Genomic DNA, 22,820 nt, shown 5'->3' with positions numbered 1-22,820 from the left:
AAATGACTGCCCCCGCAAAAACCTGGATCGACGACCTTCCCAAGGATCGCCTGATTGCCGAATTCTCCGTCTGGTCCGCCGATCTCGTGCGGCTTGCCGATGATCTCGCCCGCGTCGAGCCGCATGTCGACGTCCTGCATATCGACGTCGCCGACGGCCACTTCGCGCCGGCCATGCTGTTCTTCCCCGATCTGGTGGCCGGCGTGCGAAGGGTTTCTAGGCGCCCGATCCATGTTCACCTCATGGTGGCCGATACCGTCTTGCTGTCGCAGATCGAGCAGTTCGCCGACGCCGGCAGCGACCTCATCAGTATTCATGTCGAGAACGACAGTGTCGTGGATGCGGCGCTCGATCTCCTTGACCGCCGTGGCGTCGCCGCCGGCATGGTGTTGCGGGTCGAGACGCCCGTCGAACGGATCCGGCGTCATGCGGCGCGGCTGCGTTTCGTAACGCTGCTCGGCACCGCGATCGGTGTAAAGGGGCAGGGCCTCGACGAGAAGGCGGGCGCGCGCTTGCAGGAGGCCCGAAAGATCATCGCCGAAAGCGGCGCAGGCCACCGCGTCGTGCTGGCGGCCGATGGCGGCATTCGCGAGCACACCGTACCGTTGCTGCGCCAATCCGGCGCCGAGACGGTCGTGCTTGGTTCGCTGGCTTTCAATGCACCCTCGCTTGAGGAGCGCATGTCCTGGCTTCATTCCCTCTGAAGGTTCGTCCGATCATGAGTGAGATCGCCATCGGCATCGATCTTGGGGGTACGCAAGTTCGCGCCGCACTTGTCAGTGCCGACGGCAGGGTTCTCGCGCGCGCCGAGGACCGGACCGATGCGATGGCAGGTCCCGAGCGCGTGCTGGCGCAGATCCAGGCCCTTGCCGACGGCCTTGCCGCGGCTGCCGGAACGGCTACGGTCGTGGGCATCGGCGTCTCCACGCCCGGACCGATTGATACGGTCTCGGGAATCACACGGGATATTCCGACACTGGCCGGCTTTGCAGACTTCCCGCTGAAGGCGGAGTTGCAGAAGCGCTTCGCGTTTCCAGTCAGTCTGGAGAATGACGGCATTGCCGCCGCAATCGGTGAATGGCAGTTCGGCGCGGGCAAGGGATTGGAAAACCTCGTCTACGTGACCGTCAGCACGGGGATCGGTGGCGGCGTCATCGCCGATGGGCGCGTGTTGCGCGGCCGCAAGGGCATGGCAGGCCATGTCGGCCACATGTCCGTCATGCCGGACGGCGCGCTTTGCCCCTGCGGTAACAAGGGTTGCTTCGAAGCTTATGGGTCGGGCACGGCTTTTACCCGGCGGGCGCAAGATCGTGCCTTCGCCTGCACCGAGACGCGGCTCGGCGCCGGTGGCGACGTCATCGACAGCCGCGCGGTCTTCGCTGTCGCACGCGCCGGCGATGCGCTCGCCAACGATCTGATCGAGGAGGAAGCGGAAATCCTCGGCCGCGGCTTCACAAGCCTCCTCCACATCTTCAGCCCCGAGATCGTCATCATGGGCGGTGGCCTCTCCCATGAATTCGAGCGCTTGCATCCCGGTATCCAGCACTACATCACCGAGCGGGCCATGCCTGCATTCAAGGATGTACCGGTTATGCGCGCTGCGCTCGGCCAGAATTCCGGTCTGATCGGCGCGGCGGCTCTCTCTTTCCTTGCCGCGGAGTTTGATTTTTCGTGGTGATTGACGCGAAGTTTCTGACACAGGCGTCGCCAACTTAAGAAGCGTCGACTTTCCGACGCCAGGGACTGGCATCAGGCAGGAAGGCCAAAATCGCTTTTACTTGATCGCGGCTCTCAACACCGCATAGATCCGCTCGATCACGCGGCGGACGTCCGGCAGGAATCTGTCCTCGTCGTGCGTGACCAGCCACTGATCGTGCTCCAGTTCGCCGATCGGTTCTGTCACCTGTTTCAGCCCGCTCTGGTTGTTCCCGACGAAGGTCGGCAGCGCGACACGCGCTACGCCTGCCAAAGCCAAATCGAGCGCGTTGCGCGAGTTCGTCACTTCAATCGAGGGTGTGTCACCCACATGCTCGGGGCCGCGTTCAGCGGAAGGTGCACGAGCACTACCAGCAGGATTGCCAGCGAGCGTAGAACATCGGGACCGACCATGCGAGTGCCCGTTGCCACGACGCTCGTATGCGAGAGTGAGGAGAAGTTGCCTGTATGCGCATTGTTCGTGGTGGCAAGAATGGTCATGCGCAACGCTCCGGATGTTTCATGGCAAAACTGATGCCGGTAAACTTACCGATCTGCGATTGCGCTGAAACGGTCCAATATGGAAACCGTCAATTAACCTAAATATTTCGTAAAATTGTAAACGATCTACCCCTCTGGCGCTGGGATAGTGAGATTGGATGAGTTCGCGCTGCAGCGTTCAGAATTCCCGCGACAAGGGCGCCAACCTGATCGTCGTCCATATCACGGAGCGCCCGGCGCCGACGATGCCGATCCGGCCGGACATGAAGGATTAGGCGGGAGAGTAGAGCAGCCATGTCATGTCTCAACCGCCCGAGAGAAGGATGACGCCGGCGATCAGCACTTGGCGCCTGGCGAGCCGCGATGGGCCGCCCCTCTCGCGCAGGATCACCATGCCCGTGAGCGCGCCGAACAGAGATGGGCGAGGGCGCATGGGATGAATTGGCTTTACAATCCTTTTTCCAGCCGTTCGACGATCATCTCCGCGATTGGAATTGCAGAAGTGGCCGCGGGCGAGGGCGCATTGCAGACATGCAGCATCCGGTCTGTCTCGGCGAAGAGGAAGTCGTGGACGAGCGTGCCGTCCTTCCGCACCGCCTGGGCGCGGATGCCGGCCTCGTAGGGCAGGAGGTCTGCAAGCGTGAGGCTCGGGCAATATTTGCGGCATTCCGCCAGATAGCCTGGCTTCCACAGCGAGTTGCGCAACTCCGTCACGGCGGATTTCCGGTTCGCAACGACGGTTTTCCAGAAGCCTGGATAGAGCGCGTAGTCCGCGATGTCGGCCAGATTGACCGAGAGGCGCGGATAGCCCTCGCGCGCAAAGCCGATCACGGCGTTCGGTCCGACCGTCACGCTGCCGTCGATCATGCGCGTCAGGTGCACGCCGAGGAAGGGCAGGGCGGGGTCCGGGATCGGGTAGATGAGGTGTCGAACGATGTCGTTCTTGTCGGGCGGGAGGCGGAAATATTCACCGCGGAACGGCACGATGCGGTGCTCGATCGAAAGGCCGGCGAGAGCCGCCAGCCGATCGGATTGCAGGCCGGCGCAGGCGACCAGTTTTCTCGCCCGCCAGCTCTCGCCCTCGGAGGCGACGTCGACGGCGTCAATCGTCTCGCGGATGCCGGTGACGCGGGTCGAAAGGCGGATGTCGCCGCCGAGTTTAGCGATGCGCCGCCCCATCGCCTGGCAGACTTCGGCATAGCTGACGATGCCGGTCGAAGGCACGAAGAGTGCGCCGCGGCCACGAATGTTCGGCTCGCGCTCCTTCAACTCTTCCTCGCTGACGCGGTAGACCTCGATCGTGTTCTGTTTCGATCGCTCATAGAGGGCGTCCATGCGCTGTATTTCGAGATCCGACGTCGCGACGAGCAATTTTCCGCAGGTCTCGAAGCGAATGTCGTTTTCCGCGCAAAACGCCTTGGTCGCCTCCGCGCCCTTGCGGCAGAGTTCGGCCTTGAGGCTTCCGGGAGGGTAGTAGATGCCCGCGTGGATGACGCCGCTGTTGTGGCCCGTTTGGTGTCTGCCGAGCGCATCCTCCTTCTCGATGAGGATGAGGCTGCAGCCTGGCCTGCCTTCGAGAAGACGCATGGCCGTTGCCAGGCCGACGATGCCCCCGCCGATGATGCAATAGTCGAATATCATCTGTCTTGCCTGATCACGCGTGTGTCGTCTGGCGTTCGCCATACCCGAAGTAAGCATCCTCCAGCGCGTGGCCGTCCGCAAGATCGCTTGCCGCTCCCTCCAGCGCGACATGGCCGTTGCGCAGGACGTAGATGCGGGAGGCGAGATCGAGGATGCGGGCGGTGGATTGCTCGACGACGAGCAGCGTCAGTCCGCCGGCATTGAGCTGGCGAAGGCTCTCGTAGACCTGATCGATAACGAGGGGGGCAAGGCCGAGCGAGGGCTCGTCGATCATCATCAGCGAGGGGCGTTGCAGGATGGCGCGGGCGATGGCCAGCTGTTGCTGCTCGCCACCCGAGAGATGGCCGGCGACGCCGCGATACCGCGCCTTCAGGATTGGAAAGGTCTCAAGTACCCGCTCGAGATCCGCGGCTGCCTCTTCCTTGTCCTTGCGGATCATGCCACCGAGCAATAGGTTCTCCTGCACCGTCAGGGTGCGAAAGATGCTGCGGCCCTCAGGCACCAGCGCCAGGCCCTTGCGGCACAATTTTTCCGGCGGCTGGCCGGCGATCGCCTCGCCATTGAAGGCGAGCGTTCCGCCCGTGGGCGCCATGAGCCCGGAAATCGTCTTCAGAAGCGTGGACTTGCCGGCGCCATTGGGGCCGACCACGAAGACGATCTCGCCCGTATGGACCACAAGATCGACGGATTTCAGGGCAGCAAGCCGGCCGTAGCCGGCCGTAAGGCCGCGGATTTCTAACATGTCGTTCCCCTCTCGCGCGGTTGGGTCCTTCGATGGAAATCGGGAGGCCGCGCCATTTTTTGCCGTTGACAAAAAAAATCTAACCCGCATTCTGTCTTCTGTCCACAGAGGACTATGTGCAAAAAATCAGGCCGAGCATCGCTACGGCCGAAGGGGAACGACAATGAAATCTGTTGCTGTGGCCGCCTCGGCCGCAATCGCCCTGCTATTGCCGGTGACCAGCGCTCAGACCGAAGAGCCGATCAAGATCGGCTTCGCCATCGCGGAATCCGGCTGGCTTTCGAACTACGACAGCGCGCCCTTCAAGGCGGCCGTCATGAAGATCGAGGAGATCAACAAGGCCGGTGGCCTGCTGGGTCGCCAGATCGAATATTCCGTCATGGACACCAAGACGGAGCAGGCCCGTGCCGCAACGGTCGGCGCACAGTTGGTCGACAGCGGCGTCGACATGCTGGTTGTCTCGTGTGATTACGATTTCGGCGCGCCGTCCGCACTTGCCGCCAAGCAGGCCGGCAAGATCGCCTTCAGCCTCTGTGCTGCCGATCCTAAGATGGGCGTGCAGGGCGTCGGCCCGCTCGCCTTTACCGCCAACAGCGCGGCGCAGTCGGAAGGCATCGCAATTGCCGAATACGGCAACAAGAAAATGAACCTGAAGTCTGTCTACGTGCTGGAAGACCTGACGATCGAATACAACAAGTCGGCCTGCGCCGGTTTTCGCGCGGCCTGGACTGCAAGTGCCGGCGCTGAGACAATCCTGGGCAATGACACGTTCAAGAACGACGACCCGTCGATTGCCTCGCAGATCACCCGCCTCAAGGGTTTGGCGACGCAGCCCGACGCGGTCTTCGTGTGCTCGTTCACGCCGGGGGGTGCTTCGGCCGTGCGCCAGCTTCGCGCTGCCGGCATCGACCTGCCGATCCTTGCCAACACGGCGATGGTCGACAATTACTGGCTGAACGCCGTGCCGGGCCTCAAGGATTTCTACCTGCCCGCCTTCATGTCGCTTTACGGCGATGATCCACGCCCGGAAATGAACACGTTCCTTGAAAGCCACAAGGCGCGTTACGGCGAGCCGCCGGTCTCTTCCTATTCGGTTCTGGGCTATAGCCTCATCGAGCAGTGGGCCTATGCGGTCGAGCAGGCAAAGACGACCGAATCCGAAGCCGTGGTGGGCGTCATGAACACCTTCAAGGACCAGCCGTTCACGGCAGGCCCCACCTCCTTCACCGACCAGTTGCATATTCAGGTCGACCGGCCCTGGCTGATCATGAAGGTCGAGAACGACTCCTTCCGCGCCGTCGAGGTCTACCGGAACACGTTCAAGCCGGACATGAAGCTCCTGTTCCGCGTCGGTCAGTAACCGGCTGCGATCCGTCGGCTGCATGGCGGTGCAGCCGACGGAACCAAAATCTCCAAGCAAATTCATAGCCGAGCTTACGAATAGGTCTCGCCCGATATGTCACGTCCATCGAAAGAACGGCTGGAAGCCCGCGGCGTTGCCGTCGCCTTTGGCGGCATCCGGGCCTTGAGCGGGGTCGACCTCGAACTCCGGCGCGGCGAGGTGCTCGGCCTCATCGGCCCGAACGGCGCCGGCAAGACGACCATGGTGAATGTATTGAGCGGCTTCCAGCGGCCGACCAGCGGCAGCATCAGCCTCGACGGTATTGACGTCTCGAAGCTCACGGCCCGCAAGATCGCGCAGGCCGGCGTCGGCCGCAGCTTCCAGGCGGCGCGTCTCTTCCGGGCGATGACGGTGGAGCAGAACCTTTCCGTCGCCGCAATCGGCAGCGGGCTTTCGCGCAAGGCGGCCCGGGAGCGGGCGCTGGAAATCCTCGACTGGATGGGCCTTGCGAAAAAAGCGGACAACCGCTGCGACAGCCTTTCCTATGGCGACGAGCGGCGTGTCAGCATCGCCCGGGCACTCGCCTTGCAGCCGTCTTTCGCGCTGCTCGACGAGCCGGCCTCGGGCATGAACGACGCCGAATGCGAGGCCTTGATGGAAGTCATCGCCGAGCTGCCGGCGCGCTTCGGCTGCGGCGTGCTGCTGATCGAACACAATATGAAGGTGATCATGGGCGTCTGCCAGCGCATCCATGTGCTCGATGGCGGCCAGAGCCTTGCCGAGGGCTCGCCCCAGGACATTCAGAAAAACCCCGCCGTCCGCCGCGCCTATCTCGGCGAAAAGGCGGCCGACAGCACCCTCGCGATCTAGGAACCGGACGCCATGGCAAACATCGTTCAAGTTCTCGTCGATGCCATCGCGCTGGGCAGCCTCTATGCCCTCGTCGCGCTGGCGATCGGTCTCGTCTTCGGCGTCATGCGGCTCGTCAATTTTGCCCAGGCCGACTATATTACCATCGGCGCCTATGCGCTGGTGCTGCCGACCGCGAGCGTCACGCCGCCGCTGCTGCTCGGCGCGCTGCCCTCGGCCTTGATGATCGGCGGCGTGCTCGTCGTCGTCATGGCTCTGGCGCTTCTGACCGAGCGTGTCGCCTTCCGGCCGCTGCGCAATTCCAATCCATCGACGCTGCTCATCTCCTCCTTCGCCGTCAGCTATTTCCTGCAGAACCTCGTCATGCTCATCCATACCGGCCGGCCGAAATCGGTCGGCATCGGGCAGGGGCTGGCGAATGCGGTGGAGATCGGCGGCGTGCGGGTTCCGGGCGTGCAACTCCTCACCATGGTCGTCACCGCCGGCCTGCTCGTCGCCCTGGTGCTCTTCCTCAAGAAGACGCCGCTCGGCATCCAGATGCGGGCGGCGGCGGAGAATTTCCAGATGGCCCGCCTGCTCGGCATGCCGGCAAACCGGGTGATCGCACTTGCCTTCGCCATTTCCGGCCTGCTCGGCGGCGCGGTCTCGCTGCTCCTGACGATCCAGACGGGCACGCTCGACCTGCGCATGGGGCTTATGCCCGTCGTCTACGCCTTCTTCGCCACCGTCATCGGCGGCATGGGTTCGCTGCCGGGCGCGGCACTTGGCGGCTTCCTCGTGGGTGTCGCCAGCGTGCTGCTGCAAACCTACCTGCCAGCCGATCTGCGCCCCTTCCGCGACGCCGGCGTGTTCATGATGGTCATCCTGATCCTCCTCGTGCGCCCGCAGGGCCTGATCGTCACCAGCGCCGCGAAGGAGCGCGTATAATGAAGAGCGATACCATGTCCTTCGCAACGATCGGCCGCTTCTGGTTTCCGGTGCTCGCCCTCGTCATACCGCTCGCGGTCATCGTGGTGGTGACAGGCCAGTTCGGCGGCCTCTCCATCCAGCGCACCGTCATCGAGATGCTGATCAGCATCGTCATCGTCGTCGGGCTCTATGTCTTCGTCGGCAATTCCGGCATCATCTCCTTCGGCCATGCCACCTTCATGGCGATCGCCGCCTATGCCTCGGCGTGGCAGACCTGCTGCGAGATGCTGAAGCCGATCACCATGTCCGGCCTGCCGCCGCTCCTGCGCGATCAGAGCATTCCGCTGCTGCCGTCGGCCGTGGTCTCGGTGCTGCTAGCCGGCGGCGCGGCTTTCCTCACCGGCCTCGTCATCATGCGGCTCACCGGCCTGGCGGCCTCGATCTCCACGCTTGCCGTTCTGTTCATCCTCAACGTCGTCTATTCCAACTGGGACAGCGTCACGATGGGCTCGGCGTCGATCGTCGGCCTGCCGACCTATGTCACGGCCTGGCTGGCACTTGGCTGCGCCGTCGTCGCCATCGTCATCGCCTATCTCTACCAGGTCTCCGCCTTCGGCCTGGCGATCCGGGCGACGCGGGAAGACGAGGTGGCGGCGGCCGCATCGGGCATTTCGCTCTACTGGTCGCGGCTGATCGCGTTCACGCTGTCCGGCTTCATGGTCGGCCTCGGCGGGGTGTTGCAGGCGCATTATCTCGGGACTGTCTCGATCAACAGTTTCTTCCTGAGTTTCACCTTCCTCGCGCTCGCCATGCTCATTGTCGGCGGCATGGGCAGCCTTGCCGGGGCGGTGGTCGGCGTCGTCGTGATCACCGCGATGGTCGATATCTTCCGTCGTCTCGAAGGCGGGATTTCGATCGGCGGCGAGCAGTGGTCGCTGCCGGCGGGCACGCAGGAGCTTATCATCGCGGCCTTTATGCTGTTGATACTGGTCTTCCGCAAAGACGGAATCATGGCAGGGCGGGAAATGACCCTGCCGGGGCAGGAACAACGCGAGAAAGGGCTCATCAATGGCTAGCAACCTCCTCTTCAATATAGACGAACCGGTTGGCATCATCGACCACCGGATGCTGTCCGATCAGGTTTCGACCTTTCTCGTGCGCGAATTGATCTTCGGCCGGCTCCAGCCGGGCCAGCGCATCAACGAGGCGGAACTTGCCCGCCAGCTCGGCATCAGCCGCAACCCCATCCGCGAGGCGATCCGCCGGCTGGAAGAGCGCGGCCTGCTTGTTGCCGTACCACGCAAGGGCACCTTCGTGCGCACCTTCCTGCGCAGCGACATCGACGAGATCTTTTCCTTCCGCGTGGTGGTCGAGCGTTTCGCGGTGGAGCAGGCGCTGCCGCAGATGACGGATGCCGATGTCGACCGCATTGCCGGTTTCGTCGATGCCATGGTCGCGGCCGCCAACGCCAATGACGAGATCGTCCTCGTCGAGAACGACCTCGCCTTCCATCTGGAGATCTGCAAGCTCTCGAAGAACCGCCAGACGCTGCACGCCTTCACCAATATCCAGGCGGAAGTGCAGATGCTGATCACCATGGCCGAGCGCCAGTTCGAAAGCCAGATGGCGGCCGCTGTCGATCACTGGCCGGTCGTCGAGGCGCTGCGCACCCGCAACCCCGAAAAGGCGATGGACGCCATCCGCGATCACATCCGCGATTCCTGGCGCCACCTGCTTGTAGCTTACGAACGGGAAAAACCCCGCTCGTCCTGACCCTATCCATGAGAAAAGAGGGAACAATGCCTGACAGAAAAATCATCGGCATCGATATTGGGGGAACGTTCACCGACTTCGTTTCCTACGATGCGGCGACCGGCACGATCGAGAACTGGAAGAACCTGACGACGCCCTCCGAACCGATCGAAGGCGTGCTCCAGGGTCTCGGACAGGTGGAGGATGTCGCCGGCGTCGACAAGATCCGTCTCGGCACGACGATCGCAACGAACGCGCTGCTCACGCGCCGCGGCGCCAAGGTCGCCTATGTCACGACATCAGGCTTTCGCGATGTCCCCTTCATCCAGCGCGGTGACCGCCGCAGCCACTACGACATTACCTGGATCAAGACCAAGCCGCTGATGAAGCGCGCCGACACCTATGAGATCGGTGGCCGTTTCAGCGCCAAGGGCGAGCTTGTTACGCCGCTCGACGAAACGGCCGTGCGCGAGCTTGCCGCGACGATCAAGGCCGATGGCACGATCGAGGCGATCGCTGTCTGCACGCTGTTCTCCTATATCGACCCGAGCCACGAGCAGCGCATCCGCGACATTCTTGCCGAAGAACTGCCGGGCATGCCAATCTCGATTTCCTACGAGGTCCTGCCGAAGTGGAAGGAATACGACCGCGCCTCGACGACGATCGCGGACGCCTATCTGAAGCCCATCGTCTCCGACAATTTCCACCGCATGCAGAAGCGTCTCGACGCCATCGGCATCGGCGACAGGATCGGTGTGATCAAGTCGAACGGCGGTGAATCGACGCTGAAGGGTGCCGCCGAATCACCGGTGCAGATGACGCTGTCCGGCCCGACCGGCGCCGTCGTCGCCACCCGCGTCCTTTCCGAGCTGACGGGCATCAAGAACCTCGTCACCTTCGACATGGGCGGCACCTCGACCGATTGCTCGACCGTCGTCGACGGCATGGAGCATGTGACGACCAGCTTCGAGATCGAATGGGGCCTGCCGATCCAGATCCCGATGATCGACATCCACACGATCGGCGCCGGCGGAGGCTCCATCGCCTGGATCGACAAGGGCGGCATGCTGCGCATGGGCCCCCAATCGGCCGGTGCAGCGCCTGGCCCCGCCTGCTATGGCCGCGGCGGCGAGAATGCCACCGTGACGGACGCGAATGTCGTGCTCGGCCGAATCAACCCCGATTACTTCCTCGGCGGCAAGATGAAGCTCGACGCCGAGGCGGCGCACCGCGCGGTCAAGAAGATCGCCGACCAGCTCGGCCTTGAAGTCGATGCGGCGGCCTTCGCCATGGTGCAGATCGCCAACAACAATATGCTCGGCGCGCTGCGCGCCGTCCTGCTCCAGCGCGGCCTCGATCCGCGCGACTTCTCGCTCGTCGCCTCGGGCGGGGCGGGTCCGGTGCATATCTGCGACCTCATGGATATTTCCGGCATTCCGCAGGGCATCGTGCCGAATTATCCCGGCCAGTTCTCCGCCTTCGGCTTCATCATGACGGATGCGCGCGTCGACCGGCATCGCACCGTGCAGCAGATCTCGAAATATTTCGACGGTGCGCGTGCCACGGCGGCGATGACGGAACTGGTGGATGGCGCCATCGCCGAGCTGGTTTCCCAGGGCTACCAGCAGAAGGTGGAGATCTACCGTTCCATCGAGGCGCGTTACTTCGGCCAGAACCACGAGCTGGAACTGAGCTTCCCCGCCAACCAGTTCACCGAGGAGACCATTGCGAACCTGTGGGAGCGTTTCCACGAGGAACACCAGAACCGCTTCGGCTTCTCCATTCCCGGCGAAACCATCGAGACGGTCAATCTCAAGGTCGTCGCCGTTGCTGTTTCCGAAAAGCCGCAGATGCGCGAACTCGAAAAGGGCGAGGGCACGCCTGCCGCCTCCGGCAGCCGCAAGGTGCGCTTCGAGGACGGCTGGCATGACGTGAAGACTTACGATCGCGGAACGTTCAAGCAGGGGCAGACCGTATCCGGTCCTGCCATTATTGAAGAAAACGCGTCCGTCACCATCCTGCAGCCGAAACAGACGCTCCGCGTCGATCGTCTCGGCAATCTGATCATTTCGGCCTGAGGAGTACCGTCATGGACTTCGTTACGATGAACATCCTGGAATCCAGCATGGTCTCCCTCTGCAAGGAGATGGGGATCGTGCTGATGAAGACGTCCTATTCGACGATCTTCAACGAAGCGCTCGACTTCACCTGCGGCCTCGCGGACATGAACGGCGACATGATCGCCGTCGCCGACTATTGCCCGGCGCAGATCGGCGGCATGCCGCTGCTCGTCAAGTCGTGCCTCAAGGAAATCCCGATCGACGAGATCGAGGAAGGCGACGTCATTCTCCACAACGACCCCTATCGCGGCGGCCTGCACACGCCGGAGCACACCTTCTTCAAGCCGATCTTCGTCGATGGCGAGATCATGGGCTTTGCGGTGGCGATCGGCCATATCGCGGAAGTCGGCGGCATGGCGCCGGGCGGCTTCTGCGGCGAGGCGACGGAAATCTTCCAGGAAGGCCTCCGCATTCCGCCGGTGAAGATCAAGAAGCGCGGAAAGGACAATATCGAGGTCTGGAAGCTGCTTCTCGCCAACGTGCGCACGCCACGCGTCAACTATGGCGACCTTCGCGCGCTCATCGCCGCCGTCGATCTCGGCGAAAAGCAGATGACGCAGATCTACAAGAAATACGGCAAGGAGAAGATCAAGGAGACCGTCAACGACCTGCTGCTCTATTCGGAACGCCGCATGCGCGCCGAGCTGGAAGCGATCCCGGACGGCATTTACGCCTTCTCGGATACGATCGAGAGCGACGGCATCGACGCCGAGCGCACCTATACGGTCGCCGTGGAGGTTCACAAGCGCGGCGGCGAGATCATCGTCGATTACCACGGTTCCTCGCCGCAGGCTTCCGGCCCGATCAACGCGACGCTCGGCGTCGCCACCTCGGCCGCCTACAATGCCGTGCTGCACATGACCGACCCGACCATCCCGCGCAATTCCGGCTGCTTCCGGCCGATCCGCGTGATGGCGCCGCCCGGCACCATCGTCAACGTGGATTTCCCGGCACCGGAAGTCGGCGGCAACACCGAGACGCATCCGCGCATCGTCGGCACGATCCTTGGCGCCATGGCGCCGGCCATTCCGAACCGGGTGATGGCGGCGGAAGGCGCGACGCACTGCAACTTCGTCTTCGGCGGCGTCGATGCGGATACGGGCGAATATTTCGCCTGCTACGATCTCGAAGCGGTCGGCTGGGGTGGTCGTGCCTTTGCGGACGGCAATGACGGCGTCGATTCGATCAACGGCAATTGCCGCATCACGCCGGTCGAAGTCTACGAGACGCGCTTCCCCTGGCGCATCGAAAGCCTCGCCTTCAACGTCGATGCCGGCGGTGCCGGCGAGTTCCGTGGTGGCGTCGGCTACACCAAGCAGATGCTGTGCCTCAACGACGAGATCATCTGCTCGCAGATGACCGACCGTCACCTGCTCGCCCCCTGGGGTCTTAATGGCGGCACGGAAGGCGGCGTCGGCGCGACGCTGGTCATGAAGAATGGCCGCGAGGACTGGCAGACGATGCGCGAGGCCTACGGCAAGGCCTCGACCAGCCGCTACTCCAACGTCTCCATCCGCCGCGGCGACCGCGTGCGGCTCGTCACCCCCGGCGGTGGCGGCTATGGCGAACCGGCAAAGCGCGATCCGGCAGCGGTCGCGGAGGATGTCCGCGAGGGCTACGTCTCCAAGGCGGCCGCCCAGAAACATTACGGCTATCAGGAGGCCTGAGACCATGAAGTTTTCGCTGAACGGGCTTTACATCGAAAGCTATACGAAATGCGCCAATTGCGGCGTGTTGATCTACGAGGCCTCGGCCGAGGATTCCAGCCGCAAGAAGACCCATGACGGGAGCATTTATTGCTCCGAGGAATGCGTCGACTGGAAGCTTGCGAGGGACGCCCGCCGCGCCAAGGCCGCCGTCTAGGAATTGATGCGCCGGCCCCGTCTTTGAGGGTGGGGCCGGCCAATTTGAAGCGCCGCGATAGCGCCGCGCCATAACAAACTGTGCAAGGAGACATCCATGTCCACGAACGCTGCCTTCACGGCGCGGCGCGCTGCCGCTATTCCGGCTGGCCTGTCGAAACATCTCGACGTCTATATCGAGAAGGCGGAAAACGCCGAACTGTGGGACGTCGAAGGCAAGCGCTACATCGATTTTGCCGCCGGCATCGCCGTCAACAACACGGGCCACCGCCATCCGAAGGTGGTCGAGCGCGTGCGCAACCAGCTCGACAAGGTCACGCACACCTCGTTCCAGACCACGCCCTATATCGACTATGTCACGGTCTGCGAGAAGCTGAACGACCTGGTGCCGGGCGATTTCCCGAAGAAGACGTTTCTCGTCTCCACCGGCGCGGAAGCCATCGAGAACGCCGCCAAGATCGCCCGTGCCGCGACCGGCCGCTCGGCCTTCGTCGCCTTCTCCGGCGGCTTCCACGGCCGCACGCTGATGGCGATGACGCTGACCGGCAAGACCACGCCCTACAAGGCCGGCTTCGGCCCGCTGGTGCCGGACGTCTTCCACCTGCCGTTCCCGATCCCCTATCACGGCATTTCCGAACAGGAATCGTTGACCGCGCTCGACCGCTTTTTCCGTTCCGAGGTCGATCCAACGCGTGTCGCCGGCATTTTCGTCGAGCCGGTGCAGGGCGAGGGCGGTTTCTATCCGGCGCCCGTCACCTTCCTGCGCGCGCTGCGCGAGATCTGCGACAAACACGGCATCCTGCTGATCGCCGACGAGATCCAGACAGGTTTCGCCCGCACGGGAAAAATGTTCGCAATGGAACATGCCGGCGTCGCCGCCGATATCGTCACCATGGCCAAGGGGCTGGGTGGAGGCTTCCCGATCGCTGCCGTCACCGGCCGCGCCGATATCATGGACAAGATCCCGATGGGCGGCGTCGGCTCGACCTTTGCCGGCAATCCGCTCTCCTGCGCGGCATCGCTCGCCGTGATGGAGATCATCGAGCACGAAAAGCTGATCGATCGCGCCAACGAGGTCGGCAGCCGGTTGAAATCGACCTTCGAGGATTGGCAGGAAGGCAACGAATTCGCCTGCATAGGTGAAGTGCGCGGTCTCGGTGCGATGGTGGCGATCGAGTTCGTGCGTGACCGCGAGACGCGCCAGCCCTGGCCGGAACTGGTCAAGGCAATCACGCACACCGCCGCCGAAAAGGGCCTGCTGCTGCTTTCCTGCGGCGTGCATGGCAATGTCGTGCGCGTGCTGACGCCGCTGACCATTCCTTTCGACCACCTCGACGAAGGGATCGCCATCCTGAAGGACAGCCTGCGGGCGGCCCTGGAAAAGGTGGAGGCCGGGCAATGACGCTTGCGCTGCTTCACGACCAGGCTTTCATCGACGGCGGTTGGGCCGTTGCGGATACGGGCGCGACTTTCGAGGTGCGCAATCCGGCGACGGGCGAGGTTCTCGCCCGCGTCGCCGATCTTGCCGCCACCGACGTCGAGCGGGCGATCCGCGCCGCCGAGCGCGCGCTAACCGACTGGCGGGCGCGGCCGGCCAAGGAACGGGCAAAGCTGCTGCGTGCGTGGTTCGACCTGATCACGGCGCACGCGGAAGACCTTGCCCGGCTGATCACCGCCGAGCAGGGCAAGCCGCTTTACGAGGCGCGCGGCGAGGTGGCGTTCGGCGCCTCCTTTGTCGACTGGTTTTCCGAAGAGGCCAAACGCGTCTATGGAGACGTCATCCCGTCCGCTGGCCGCGACCGGCGTTTCATCGTGCTGAAACAGCCCATCGGTGTCTGCGCCGCCATCACGCCGTGGAACTTTCCGCTGGCGATGATCGCCCGAAAGGCCGCCGCAGCACTCGCCGCCGGCTGCACCATGGTCGTCAAACCCTCCGAGGAGACGCCGTTGACGGCGTTGGCGATGGCGGAGCTTGCCCGGCAGGCCGGCATCCCGGCCGGCGTGCTCAACATCGTGCCGTCGAAGGACGCGGCCGGCATCGGCCGTCTGCTCTGTGAGCATCCGGTCATCCGCAAACTCTCCTTCACCGGTTCAACCGCCGTCGGTAAGCTCCTGATGCGGCAATGCGCTGATACGCTGAAAAAGCTCTCTCTGGAGCTCGGCGGCAATGCGCCGTTCATCGTCTTCGACGACGCGGACCTCGATCTCGCCGTCGCCGGTGCTATCGCTTCGAAGTTCCGCAATTCCGGCCAGACCTGTGTCTGCACCAACCGCATCTATGTGCAGGACGGCATCCACGACGCCTTCGTGGCGAAGCTGACGCAAGAGGTTGCCAAGCTGAAGGTCGGAGACGGTGCCGCGTCTGAGGTGGTGCAGGGCCCGCTGATCAATGCCAAAGCCGTTGCGAAAGTGGCGGAACTGATCGGTGACGCCGTGGGGCAAGGCGCCCATGTCGAGACCGGTGGCAAGCCGCATGCACTCGGCGGCACATGGTTTGAGCCGACGGTGCTGAGTGGCATGCAGGCCTCGATGCGGCTGGCGCATGAAGAGGCTTTTGGCCCGGTTGCCCCGGTTTTCCGCTTCAAGGACGAAGCCGAGGTCATCCGCCTCGCCAACGACACGCGCTATGGCCTGATGGCCTATTTCTACGCGCGCGACATCAGCCGTATCTGGCATGTGCTCGAAGAGCTTCAATTCGGTATGGTCGGCATCAACGAAGGGCTGATTTCGACGGAGCTTGCGCCATTTGGCGGGATCAAGGAGAGCGGCTTTGGTCGCGAAGGTTCCAAATACGGCATTGATGAATATGTCGAGCTGAAATACGCGTGTTTCGGCGGCTTGAGAGGTTGATCGCGGATATGGCTACGACCCTCATATACTCCGACCCCGTGATTGCGTGGTATTTTTGTCGGAACGGAGAAGCCGATGACTTTCAGGCTTCCCACGGAACCGTGGCCGAAGTCGAAACCAAAAGAGCGGATCGACTACCTGATATCCGCAAATCGGTCACACTGTTTACCTCCTGATATCGATATTCAAAGACGGATATAGCTCTCCCACGGCTCTGACGTCCTCAGTCAATTCTGCAATCAACCAGTCGCGGACCTGGCCGACTATGGGGCGGAAGGGCTTGTCGCGCAAGCGGACGAGATGGCAGCGGCGACCGGTTACCATGAGTTGCTCGCGGGCCGGCACCAGCGTGCGGTTCCGCAGCCAGTGCGCCACGACATTGAGCCAGCCGAGCGCGACGCCTTGACCCAGAAGCGCTGCCTGAACGACAATGGCGTAATCCGAAAAAATCATCGAATTGTGCGTTTCACGACCATTGGCCGGTGTGAACAGCTTTGACCAATCCGGCTGTGCGTCGCTGAGGTTGATGGTCGTATCCGGAACGCGGCTGACGTTTCCGCCGGATATGACGTGGCTTTTCATGTAGTCGGGACTGCAGATCGGCAGCAAGATTTCTGGCATGACGAAGGCAGCTTCATGCCTGCCGTCTGGTCCGTCGACAAAGCGCATGCCAAGGTCGACATCATTCACCGAACCTGACAGCGCGCCCATCACGAGCTGGAATCTCAGATCGACAGCGGGAAATTCCTTCTTGAACTCCGCCATTCGCGGCATCATCCAATGGGTGGTGAAGCCTGTCGAAACCGAAAGTGACACCGTTTCGATACCCGTCCGGCGATCCTCGATCTCGCGCAATGCGCTTTCGATGCCGGCGAAGCCGCGGCCGATCGCATCGAACAGCAAAGAGCCTGCTTCCGTCAGCGTCACGCCGCCGGGCTGGCGAAGAAACAATGCCGTACCAAGATGTTCCTCGAGCCGCGACATCATCCGGCTGACCGCGGCCGGCGTCACGTTCAGCTCTTCAGCCGCGCGAGAGAAGCTACCGCTGCGCGCAGCGGCCTCGAACGTGAAGAGGCCATTCATTGATGGCAGGGAGCGGCGAAGAAACGTCATTACATGATGTAACACCCTTCCAATATTTTTTCAATTGCGCCAAGCGATCTTGTTTGGTCTGTTGATCGATAACGAAGGCAAAAGACCTTCCAGATGACAAGGGGAACGTCATGGATTGATGCCGGTTCGGATGCCAGATGCGCCGAACCACCTCTCCATTTCTGTTTCAGCGAGAACCAGCTACCGTGCTGCGGCCTCATGCCGGACGAGGTAGAATTGTGCAGTGGAATCATATGATTAATCAACAAGAAAGAGCGCGCGTCGGCGTTTCCATCAGGCAGGCCACGAAGTCCTACGGGCCCTTTCGCGCACTCGATGATGTAAGCCTCGATGTCGCCCAGGGCGAGTTCGTCTCCATTCTCGGCCCGTCCGGTTCCGGCAAGACGACGCTTCTCGGCATCCTGGGTGGTTTCGTCCAGCCGAGTGCGGGCTCCATCTGGCTGGGTAATCGCGATATTACATTTGAGCCGCCGCACAAGCGTGAGATTGGCATCGTCTTCCAGAACTACGCCCTTTTTCCACATATGAGTGTGGGCGAGAACATCACCTTCCCGCTGCGGGCGCGCCGCCTGCCAAAGGCGACATGGCCGGATAGGTTGGCGTCGGCGCTCGAGATGGTCGAATTGACGGGCTACGAAAACCGGAAGATCCACGAGCTTTCGGGAGGCCAGCGTCAGCGTGTTGCCCTTGCACGCGCCATGATCTTCGAGCCGGGCCTGATCCTGATGGACGAGCCGCTCTCGGCGCTCGACAAGCAGCTGCGTGAAAACATGCAGATCGAACTGAAGCGCCTGCACAAGAGGCTCGGCTCCACGATCATCTATGTCACCCACGACCAGCGGGAGGCACTGACGATGAGCGACCGAGTAGCGATCATGAACAGGGGTAAACTGGTGCAGGTCGATACGCCCGAGCGCCTGCACGATCACCCCGCCAATACCTTCGTCGCCAGCTTCATCGGGGAGGCGACCTTGCTGCCGGTTCAGCGCGAAAGCGACAGCGTTGTGCGCCTCGGCCAGCAGGCGCTGAAGACGGCGCATCCCATGCCGGCCGGGTCGAACCTGCATCTCGTGGTCCATTCCGAAAAGCTCGTCGTGGCCTACGGTTCGGAGCCAGAAGCCAGCAACAGGCTCTCCGGCACGGTCACAGACACGCTCTACCAGGGCGAAAGCATTCGGGTTTTCGTGAAGCTCGATGACGGCGGCGAAATGAGCTTCAGGCTTCCCAGCAATCATGCCGGCCGCGCGCTGATGAAATCGCCGGGCGAGGCGATAACCCTCGCGCTCCACCCGGAAGACACGGTCATCGTTCCCGAAGCGGGCTGACGGATCCATTCACTACGGTCAACAAGGATGAAGATTATGCAATTAACACAATTCAAAGTCATGACCTTCGACGTGGTCGGTACTTTGATCGATTTCGAAAGCGGCGTGCTCAATGCCGTGCGCGCGCTGGGCGGTGACAAGGCTGCCAAGGCAAGCGACGACGAGATCTTCGAGCCCTACAAGCGCGGCCGCGACAAGTTCTATGGTCGCTCCTCCTTCGCGATGAAGGACGTTTATCTCTCGCTCGCTGCGGAGAACGGCTACAAGAATGACGACGCCACGGCGGAAGCCTTCCAGCTCGCTGTGCTGCGTTGGCCGGCCTTCGCCGATTCCGTCGAGGCTCTGGCGCGCCTGCGCAAGAATTTCCGCCTCGTCGCCATGACAAATGCCGACCGGACCGCGTTTTCTGCCTATTCCGATACGCTCGGCAACCCGTTCCACGACAGCATTACTTGTGACGAAACCGGCTGCGCCAAGCCCAATCCGCAGTTCTTCGCCTACAACAAGGGCCGCCAGTCGGCCTTCGGCTTCAAGCAGTCGGAAATCCTGCATGTCGCGCAGAGCCAGCATCACGATATCGGTGTCGCCCGCGAACTCGGCTACACGACCTGCTGGATCGAGCGTCGCCAGGGCCAGCAGGGTTTCGGCGGCACGCCGGTGCCGAAGGTGGTTACCAAGCCAGACTTCCACTTCGCGAGCCTCGGACAACTGGCAGATGCGGTCGACGCGGAACTTGCGGCCGGCGTGAAGGCGGCGACGGCAGCCTGATTAGACAACCGGATCGAGAACGAGCAAGACCGATGACCGCCCCCCGTCCTCCCTTTCCCGACATCCAGTCCCTATGGCAGGAGACGGCTTCGCACCGGCCCGCCTTCGACCGGCTGTCGGGCGGTCATCGGTTCGACGTCGCCATTATCGGCGGCGGCTATACCGGGCTGTCGACTGCGCGCTACCTTGCCCGCCGCGGCCTTTCCGCGGTGGTGCTGGAGGCGAGCCAGATCGGCTGGGGCGCCAGCGGTCGCAATGGCGGCGTCGTATCCGGAAAATTCCGGCTGGCCTTTTCCGATATCGCTTCACGCTATGGCCTCGAAACGGCGAGGCGCATGCACGATCTCGGCATCGAGGCGATCGACCATGTCGGCGAACTGGTGTCGGACTACGGCATCGCCGACGCCGACTACCGCCCGACAGGTTCGCTGCGCTGCGCCCATAACGAGATCTCGCTCGACGGCCTCAAGAAGGAAGTCGAGTGGTTACGAGGATCTCTCGGCGACCATGCCTGCACAATCCTGTCTCCCGAGGAGATGGAGGCGGAGACCGGCTCGCGCGATTTCGTCGGCGGCATGCTGAACACCCATGGCGGCATCATCCATCCGCTGAACTTCGTGCTCGGATTGGCGGCCGGCCTGAAGGCTGAGGGGATCGCTATTCACGAGAAGTCGGCGGTCACGGGGATGCGGCGCGATCGGGACGGCGTCGTGCTCGAAACGCCGGGCGGCACAGTCTCGGCGCGGCAGGTGGTGATCGCCACCAATTCCTATTCCGACCTGACGCCGGCGACATCCGCGGTACGGAAATCCCTCATTCCCTTCCGCTCGGCGATGATTGCGACAGAGCCTTTGGCCGGTTCTTCCCTGCTGTCGCAGGGCCGCAGCTATACCGAGACGCGCCGCATGATGCGCTGGTTCCGTAGAGCCGGCGACCGGCTGATGTATGGCGGCCGCGGCGCCTTCGGCACGGCCGATTCCGGAAGCGCTTTTGCAGCGCTGGAAAAGGCGATGGTGCGGCAGTTTCCCGAACTTGGTTCGGTTTCGGTCACGCACCGCTGGTCGGGGCTCGTCGCCATGACCATGAACAGCATTCCCCATCTGGGCCGGCTCGACGACCGCGTGGTCTATGCTCTCGGCTATAACGGCACAGGCGTCGCGCTGGCATCGAACATGGGCCGCTACGTCGCGGCCATGGTTGCGGGCGAGGAGCCCGATCTCGGGCTCCTGACCTCCGAGCCGCTCAAGCCCGTGCCATTCTATCCCATCAGGAAGCCAGCCGTCCGCCTTGTCGCCGGCTGGTACCAGTTCCTCGATGCAATCGGGCGTTAAGACCCGGAAGTCGCATGCCATCAGCGGCGTTACGCCCGTCTATAAAGAGGAGAACGACTTATGAATTCCAGACTTTCTATGATCGTGCTATCCGCAAGCGCGACGATCTTCACCGCCGGCATGGCTTCCGCCGAGCAGATCACTTTCGTGTCCCAAGGCGGCGCCTACCAGGAAGCCCAGACCAAGGCGATCCTCGATCCGGTCGCCGAACTGCTCGGCATCACCGTCAACCAGGACAGCTCGCCCGACGCCTGGCCGGTGCTCAAGACACAAACGGCATCCGGCAAGGTCATCTGGGACGTGATCGACACCCCGCCGAAGGACTGCATCCGCGGGGGCGAGCAGGGCATGATCGAGAAGCTCGACTTCTCGAAGATCCCCAATGCAGAGAAAATGCCGGCTGAATACAAGAGCCCGTATTCTGTCGCCTACGAATTCTATTCGAGCGTGCTCGCTTACAACAAGGAAAAGTTCGGCGACAATCCTCCCAAGACCTGGGCCGATTTCTGGGACGTCAAGAAGTTCCCGGGCACTCGCGCGCTGCGCAACCATCCGCTGGCGACACTTGAAGCCGCGCTGCTCGCCGATGGCGTGCCGGCCGACAAGCTCTATCCGCTCGATGTCGACCGCGCCTTCAAGAAGCTCGAGGAGATCAAGCCGCATGTGGCGGTTTGGTGGACTTCAGGTGCGCAGTCCGCACAGTTGCTGGCGGATGGCGAAGTGGACATGGAAATGGCGTGGAACGGCCGCGTGGCAGCCGTCGTGAAGGAGGGTGCACCGATCGGTTACTCCTTCAATCAAGGCTTCCTGCAATACACGTCGCTGTGCATCCTCAAGGGCGCGCCGAACCTCGAAACCGCCGTCAAATTCGTCAATGCCGCGCTGACGCCGGAAATCCAGGCGAATTTCCCGACCTATATCGATTACGGTCCGGGCAACCCTGAGGCTTACAAGACCGGCAAGATCTCGCCGGAGCGCGCGGCGGAAATGCCCAGTTCGCCGGAGAACGCCGAGTTGCAGGTCCTGGTGTCGGACGAATGGTGGAGCTCGCCGGCCGGCGAAGAGGCACAGAAGCGCTGGGCGACGTTTATCCAGCAGTAACCGTCGGCCTTTGGAGGGTCCATTTATGGCAGGATCGACACAAGATCTGTCGCAACAGCATGACCGGCGCGAGCAGAGGCTCATGATCATGTTGCTTGCACCCGCCTTGCTGGTCGTCGTCGTTCTGCTGGTCTTGCCGCTCCTGTGGCTGGCCTGGCAGTCCGTCCGGCAGGACGGTGGGTTCACGCTGGCGCACTACGAGCGATTCCTGACGGACCCGGTCTACTGGATGACCTTCCTGCAAACCTTTCGCATCGCCGCGATCGTCACGGCGATGACGGTTCTGCTCGGCTATCCCGTCGCCTATGTGGCGGCGGGACTGTCCCAACGGTGGAGTATCGTCGTGCTGACGATGGTGCTGCTGCCGTTCTGGACGTCGGTGCTGGTGCGTGCCTATGCGTGGCTGATCCTGCTTCAGCGTAACGGTATCATCAACTCGGCCCTGACCGGTTCGGGCCTGATCGACGCTCCGCTCAAGCTGGTCAACAACGAGTTCGGCACGGTCATGGCGACGATCCATATCCTGCTGCCCTTCATGGTCCTGCCGCTCTATGCGACGATGAAGAAGATCCCCGGCGAATTGACCATGGCCGGTGCCAGTCTCGGCGGATCGCCGCTGCATGTCTTCCTGCGCGTTTTCCTGCCCTTGTCGCTTCCGGGCATGATTGCCGGCATGGTGCTGGTGTTCGTGCTGACGCTCGGCTTCTACATCACGCCGGAACTGCTGGGCGGCGGGCGCACCTACATGGTCTCGATGCTGGTCTCGCGCAATATCGAAGTCTACAACGAATGGGGTGCCGCCTCTTCGATCAGCGTCGTGCTGATGGTTTGCGTGTTCCTCATCTTCCGACTTGTCAGCCTGTTGATACCGTTCGAACGCATCATGGGAACGAGGTGA

Annotated in this window: 20 protein-coding genes and 1 pseudogene; 17 read left to right on the top strand and 4 right to left on the bottom strand. The window is 62.6% G+C overall.

The window, feature by feature from the left end; genetic code table 11:
- Nucleotides 1-2 precede the first annotated feature (2 nt).
- Together GR158_RS21430 and GR158_RS21425 are read left to right on the top strand one after the other, a co-directional pair.
- A complete protein-coding gene (locus GR158_RS21430; protein WP_160872514.1) occupies nucleotides 3-704 on the top strand; it encodes a ribulose-phosphate 3-epimerase in 702 nt (233 codons plus the stop codon).
- Between the two features lie 14 nt (nucleotides 705-718).
- The gene (locus tag GR158_RS21425; RefSeq protein WP_160872513.1) at nucleotides 719-1,678 is read left to right on the top strand and encodes an ROK family protein; all 960 of its coding nucleotides are present in this window, start codon (nucleotides 719-721) and stop codon (nucleotides 1,676-1,678) included.
- A gap of 96 nt (nucleotides 1,679-1,774) precedes the next feature.
- Here GR158_RS21425 and GR158_RS21420 read toward each other — a convergent pair whose 3' ends face one another.
- The 3 genes from GR158_RS21420 to GR158_RS21410 form a co-directional block, all read right to left on the bottom strand.
- Nucleotides 1,775-2,026, bottom strand: coding sequence for a hypothetical protein (locus GR158_RS21420; RefSeq protein WP_160872512.1), 252 nt, complete (start codon nucleotides 2,024-2,026; stop codon nucleotides 1,775-1,777).
- A gap of 617 nt (nucleotides 2,027-2,643) precedes the next feature.
- Nucleotides 2,644-3,834: an L-2-hydroxyglutarate oxidase gene (gene lhgO, locus GR158_RS21415; protein ID WP_371731772.1), complete on the bottom strand. Its 1,191-nt coding sequence runs from the start codon at nucleotides 3,832-3,834 to the stop codon at nucleotides 2,644-2,646.
- Between the two features lie 16 nt (nucleotides 3,835-3,850).
- Nucleotides 3,851-4,579 (bottom strand): ABC transporter ATP-binding protein, encoded by a 729-nt coding sequence (locus GR158_RS21410; protein ID WP_160872510.1) that lies wholly within the window; start codon nucleotides 4,577-4,579, stop codon nucleotides 3,851-3,853.
- 163 nt (nucleotides 4,580-4,742) lie between these two features.
- Between GR158_RS21410 and GR158_RS21405 the strand changes: the two genes are divergently transcribed.
- From GR158_RS21405 to GR158_RS21360, 10 genes are all read left to right on the top strand, one after another.
- Nucleotides 4,743-5,939 carry an ABC transporter substrate-binding protein gene (locus tag GR158_RS21405; protein ID WP_160872509.1) on the top strand — a complete coding sequence of 399 codons (1,197 nt, stop codon included), beginning with the start codon at nucleotides 4,743-4,745 and terminating at the stop codon, nucleotides 5,937-5,939.
- Between the two features lie 96 nt (nucleotides 5,940-6,035).
- Entirely contained in the window at nucleotides 6,036-6,791 is a 756-nt protein-coding gene (locus GR158_RS21400) for an ABC transporter ATP-binding protein (protein WP_134650526.1), read from the top strand.
- 12 nt (nucleotides 6,792-6,803) lie between these two features.
- Complete coding sequence (locus tag GR158_RS21395) at nucleotides 6,804-7,718, top strand: branched-chain amino acid ABC transporter permease (protein ID WP_160872508.1); 915 nt, start codon at nucleotides 6,804-6,806, stop codon at nucleotides 7,716-7,718.
- Nucleotides 7,718-8,776, top strand: coding sequence for a branched-chain amino acid ABC transporter permease (locus GR158_RS21390; RefSeq protein ID WP_246665742.1), 1,059 nt, complete (start codon nucleotides 7,718-7,720; stop codon nucleotides 8,774-8,776). Before GR158_RS21395 ends, GR158_RS21390 begins: the two co-directional genes overlap by 1 nt.
- Nucleotides 8,769-9,473 (top strand): GntR family transcriptional regulator, encoded by a 705-nt coding sequence (locus GR158_RS21385; protein ID WP_160872507.1) that lies wholly within the window; start codon nucleotides 8,769-8,771, stop codon nucleotides 9,471-9,473. Before GR158_RS21390 ends, GR158_RS21385 begins: the two co-directional genes overlap by 8 nt.
- Before the next feature lie 26 nt (nucleotides 9,474-9,499).
- A complete protein-coding gene (locus GR158_RS21380) occupies nucleotides 9,500-11,530 on the top strand; it encodes a hydantoinase/oxoprolinase family protein (protein WP_160872506.1) in 2,031 nt (676 codons plus the stop codon).
- A gap of 11 nt (nucleotides 11,531-11,541) precedes the next feature.
- A complete protein-coding gene (locus tag GR158_RS21375; protein WP_134650530.1) occupies nucleotides 11,542-13,239 on the top strand; it encodes a hydantoinase B/oxoprolinase family protein in 1,698 nt (565 codons plus the stop codon).
- 4 nt (nucleotides 13,240-13,243) lie between these two features.
- Complete coding sequence (locus GR158_RS21370; protein ID WP_160872505.1) at nucleotides 13,244-13,435, top strand: hypothetical protein; 192 nt, start codon at nucleotides 13,244-13,246, stop codon at nucleotides 13,433-13,435.
- Nucleotides 13,436-13,531: 96 nt separating this feature from the next.
- Complete coding sequence (gene gabT / locus GR158_RS21365) at nucleotides 13,532-14,836, top strand: 4-aminobutyrate--2-oxoglutarate transaminase (RefSeq protein WP_160872504.1); 1,305 nt, start codon at nucleotides 13,532-13,534, stop codon at nucleotides 14,834-14,836.
- The gene (locus tag GR158_RS21360; protein WP_160872503.1) at nucleotides 14,833-16,284 is read left to right on the top strand and encodes an NAD-dependent succinate-semialdehyde dehydrogenase; all 1,452 of its coding nucleotides are present in this window, start codon (nucleotides 14,833-14,835) and stop codon (nucleotides 16,282-16,284) included. The genes gabT and GR158_RS21360 overlap by 4 nt, the downstream gene beginning before the upstream one ends.
- Nucleotides 16,285-16,449: 165 nt before the next feature.
- Here GR158_RS21360 and GR158_RS21355 read toward each other — a convergent pair whose 3' ends face one another.
- The gene (locus GR158_RS21355) at nucleotides 16,450-17,397 is read right to left on the bottom strand and encodes a LysR family transcriptional regulator (RefSeq protein ID WP_160872502.1); all 948 of its coding nucleotides are present in this window, start codon (nucleotides 17,395-17,397) and stop codon (nucleotides 16,450-16,452) included.
- A gap of 233 nt (nucleotides 17,398-17,630) precedes the next feature.
- Between GR158_RS21355 and GR158_RS21350 the strand changes: the two genes are divergently transcribed.
- The 5 genes and pseudogenes from GR158_RS21350 to GR158_RS21330 all read left to right on the top strand — a co-directional run bounded on the left by GR158_RS21350 (nucleotide 17,631) and on the right by GR158_RS21330 (nucleotide 22,820).
- A complete protein-coding gene (locus GR158_RS21350) occupies nucleotides 17,631-18,722 on the top strand; it encodes an ABC transporter ATP-binding protein (protein WP_160872501.1) in 1,092 nt (363 codons plus the stop codon).
- A gap of 36 nt (nucleotides 18,723-18,758) precedes the next feature.
- Nucleotides 18,759-19,490 carry an HAD-IA family hydrolase gene (locus GR158_RS21345; protein WP_134650535.1) on the top strand — a complete coding sequence of 244 codons (732 nt, stop codon included), beginning with the start codon at nucleotides 18,759-18,761 and terminating at the stop codon, nucleotides 19,488-19,490.
- Between the two features lie 32 nt (nucleotides 19,491-19,522).
- Nucleotides 19,523-20,821: an FAD-binding oxidoreductase gene (locus GR158_RS21340; RefSeq protein WP_160872500.1), complete on the top strand. Its 1,299-nt coding sequence runs from the start codon at nucleotides 19,523-19,525 to the stop codon at nucleotides 20,819-20,821.
- Nucleotides 20,822-20,881: 60 nt separating this feature from the next.
- A pseudogene (locus GR158_RS21335) lies at nucleotides 20,882-21,778 on the top strand (ABC transporter substrate-binding protein); the annotation flags it as partial.
- A gap of 169 nt (nucleotides 21,779-21,947) precedes the next feature.
- The gene (locus GR158_RS21330) at nucleotides 21,948-22,820 is read left to right on the top strand and encodes an ABC transporter permease (protein WP_160872498.1); all 873 of its coding nucleotides are present in this window, start codon (nucleotides 21,948-21,950) and stop codon (nucleotides 22,818-22,820) included.

The sequence above is a fragment of the Shinella sp. AETb1-6 genome (genome assembly GCF_009826875.1).
Taxonomy (GTDB): Bacteria; Pseudomonadota; Alphaproteobacteria; order Rhizobiales; family Rhizobiaceae; genus Shinella; species Shinella sumterensis.
This window is presented reverse-complemented; position numbering and strand designations above follow the sequence as displayed.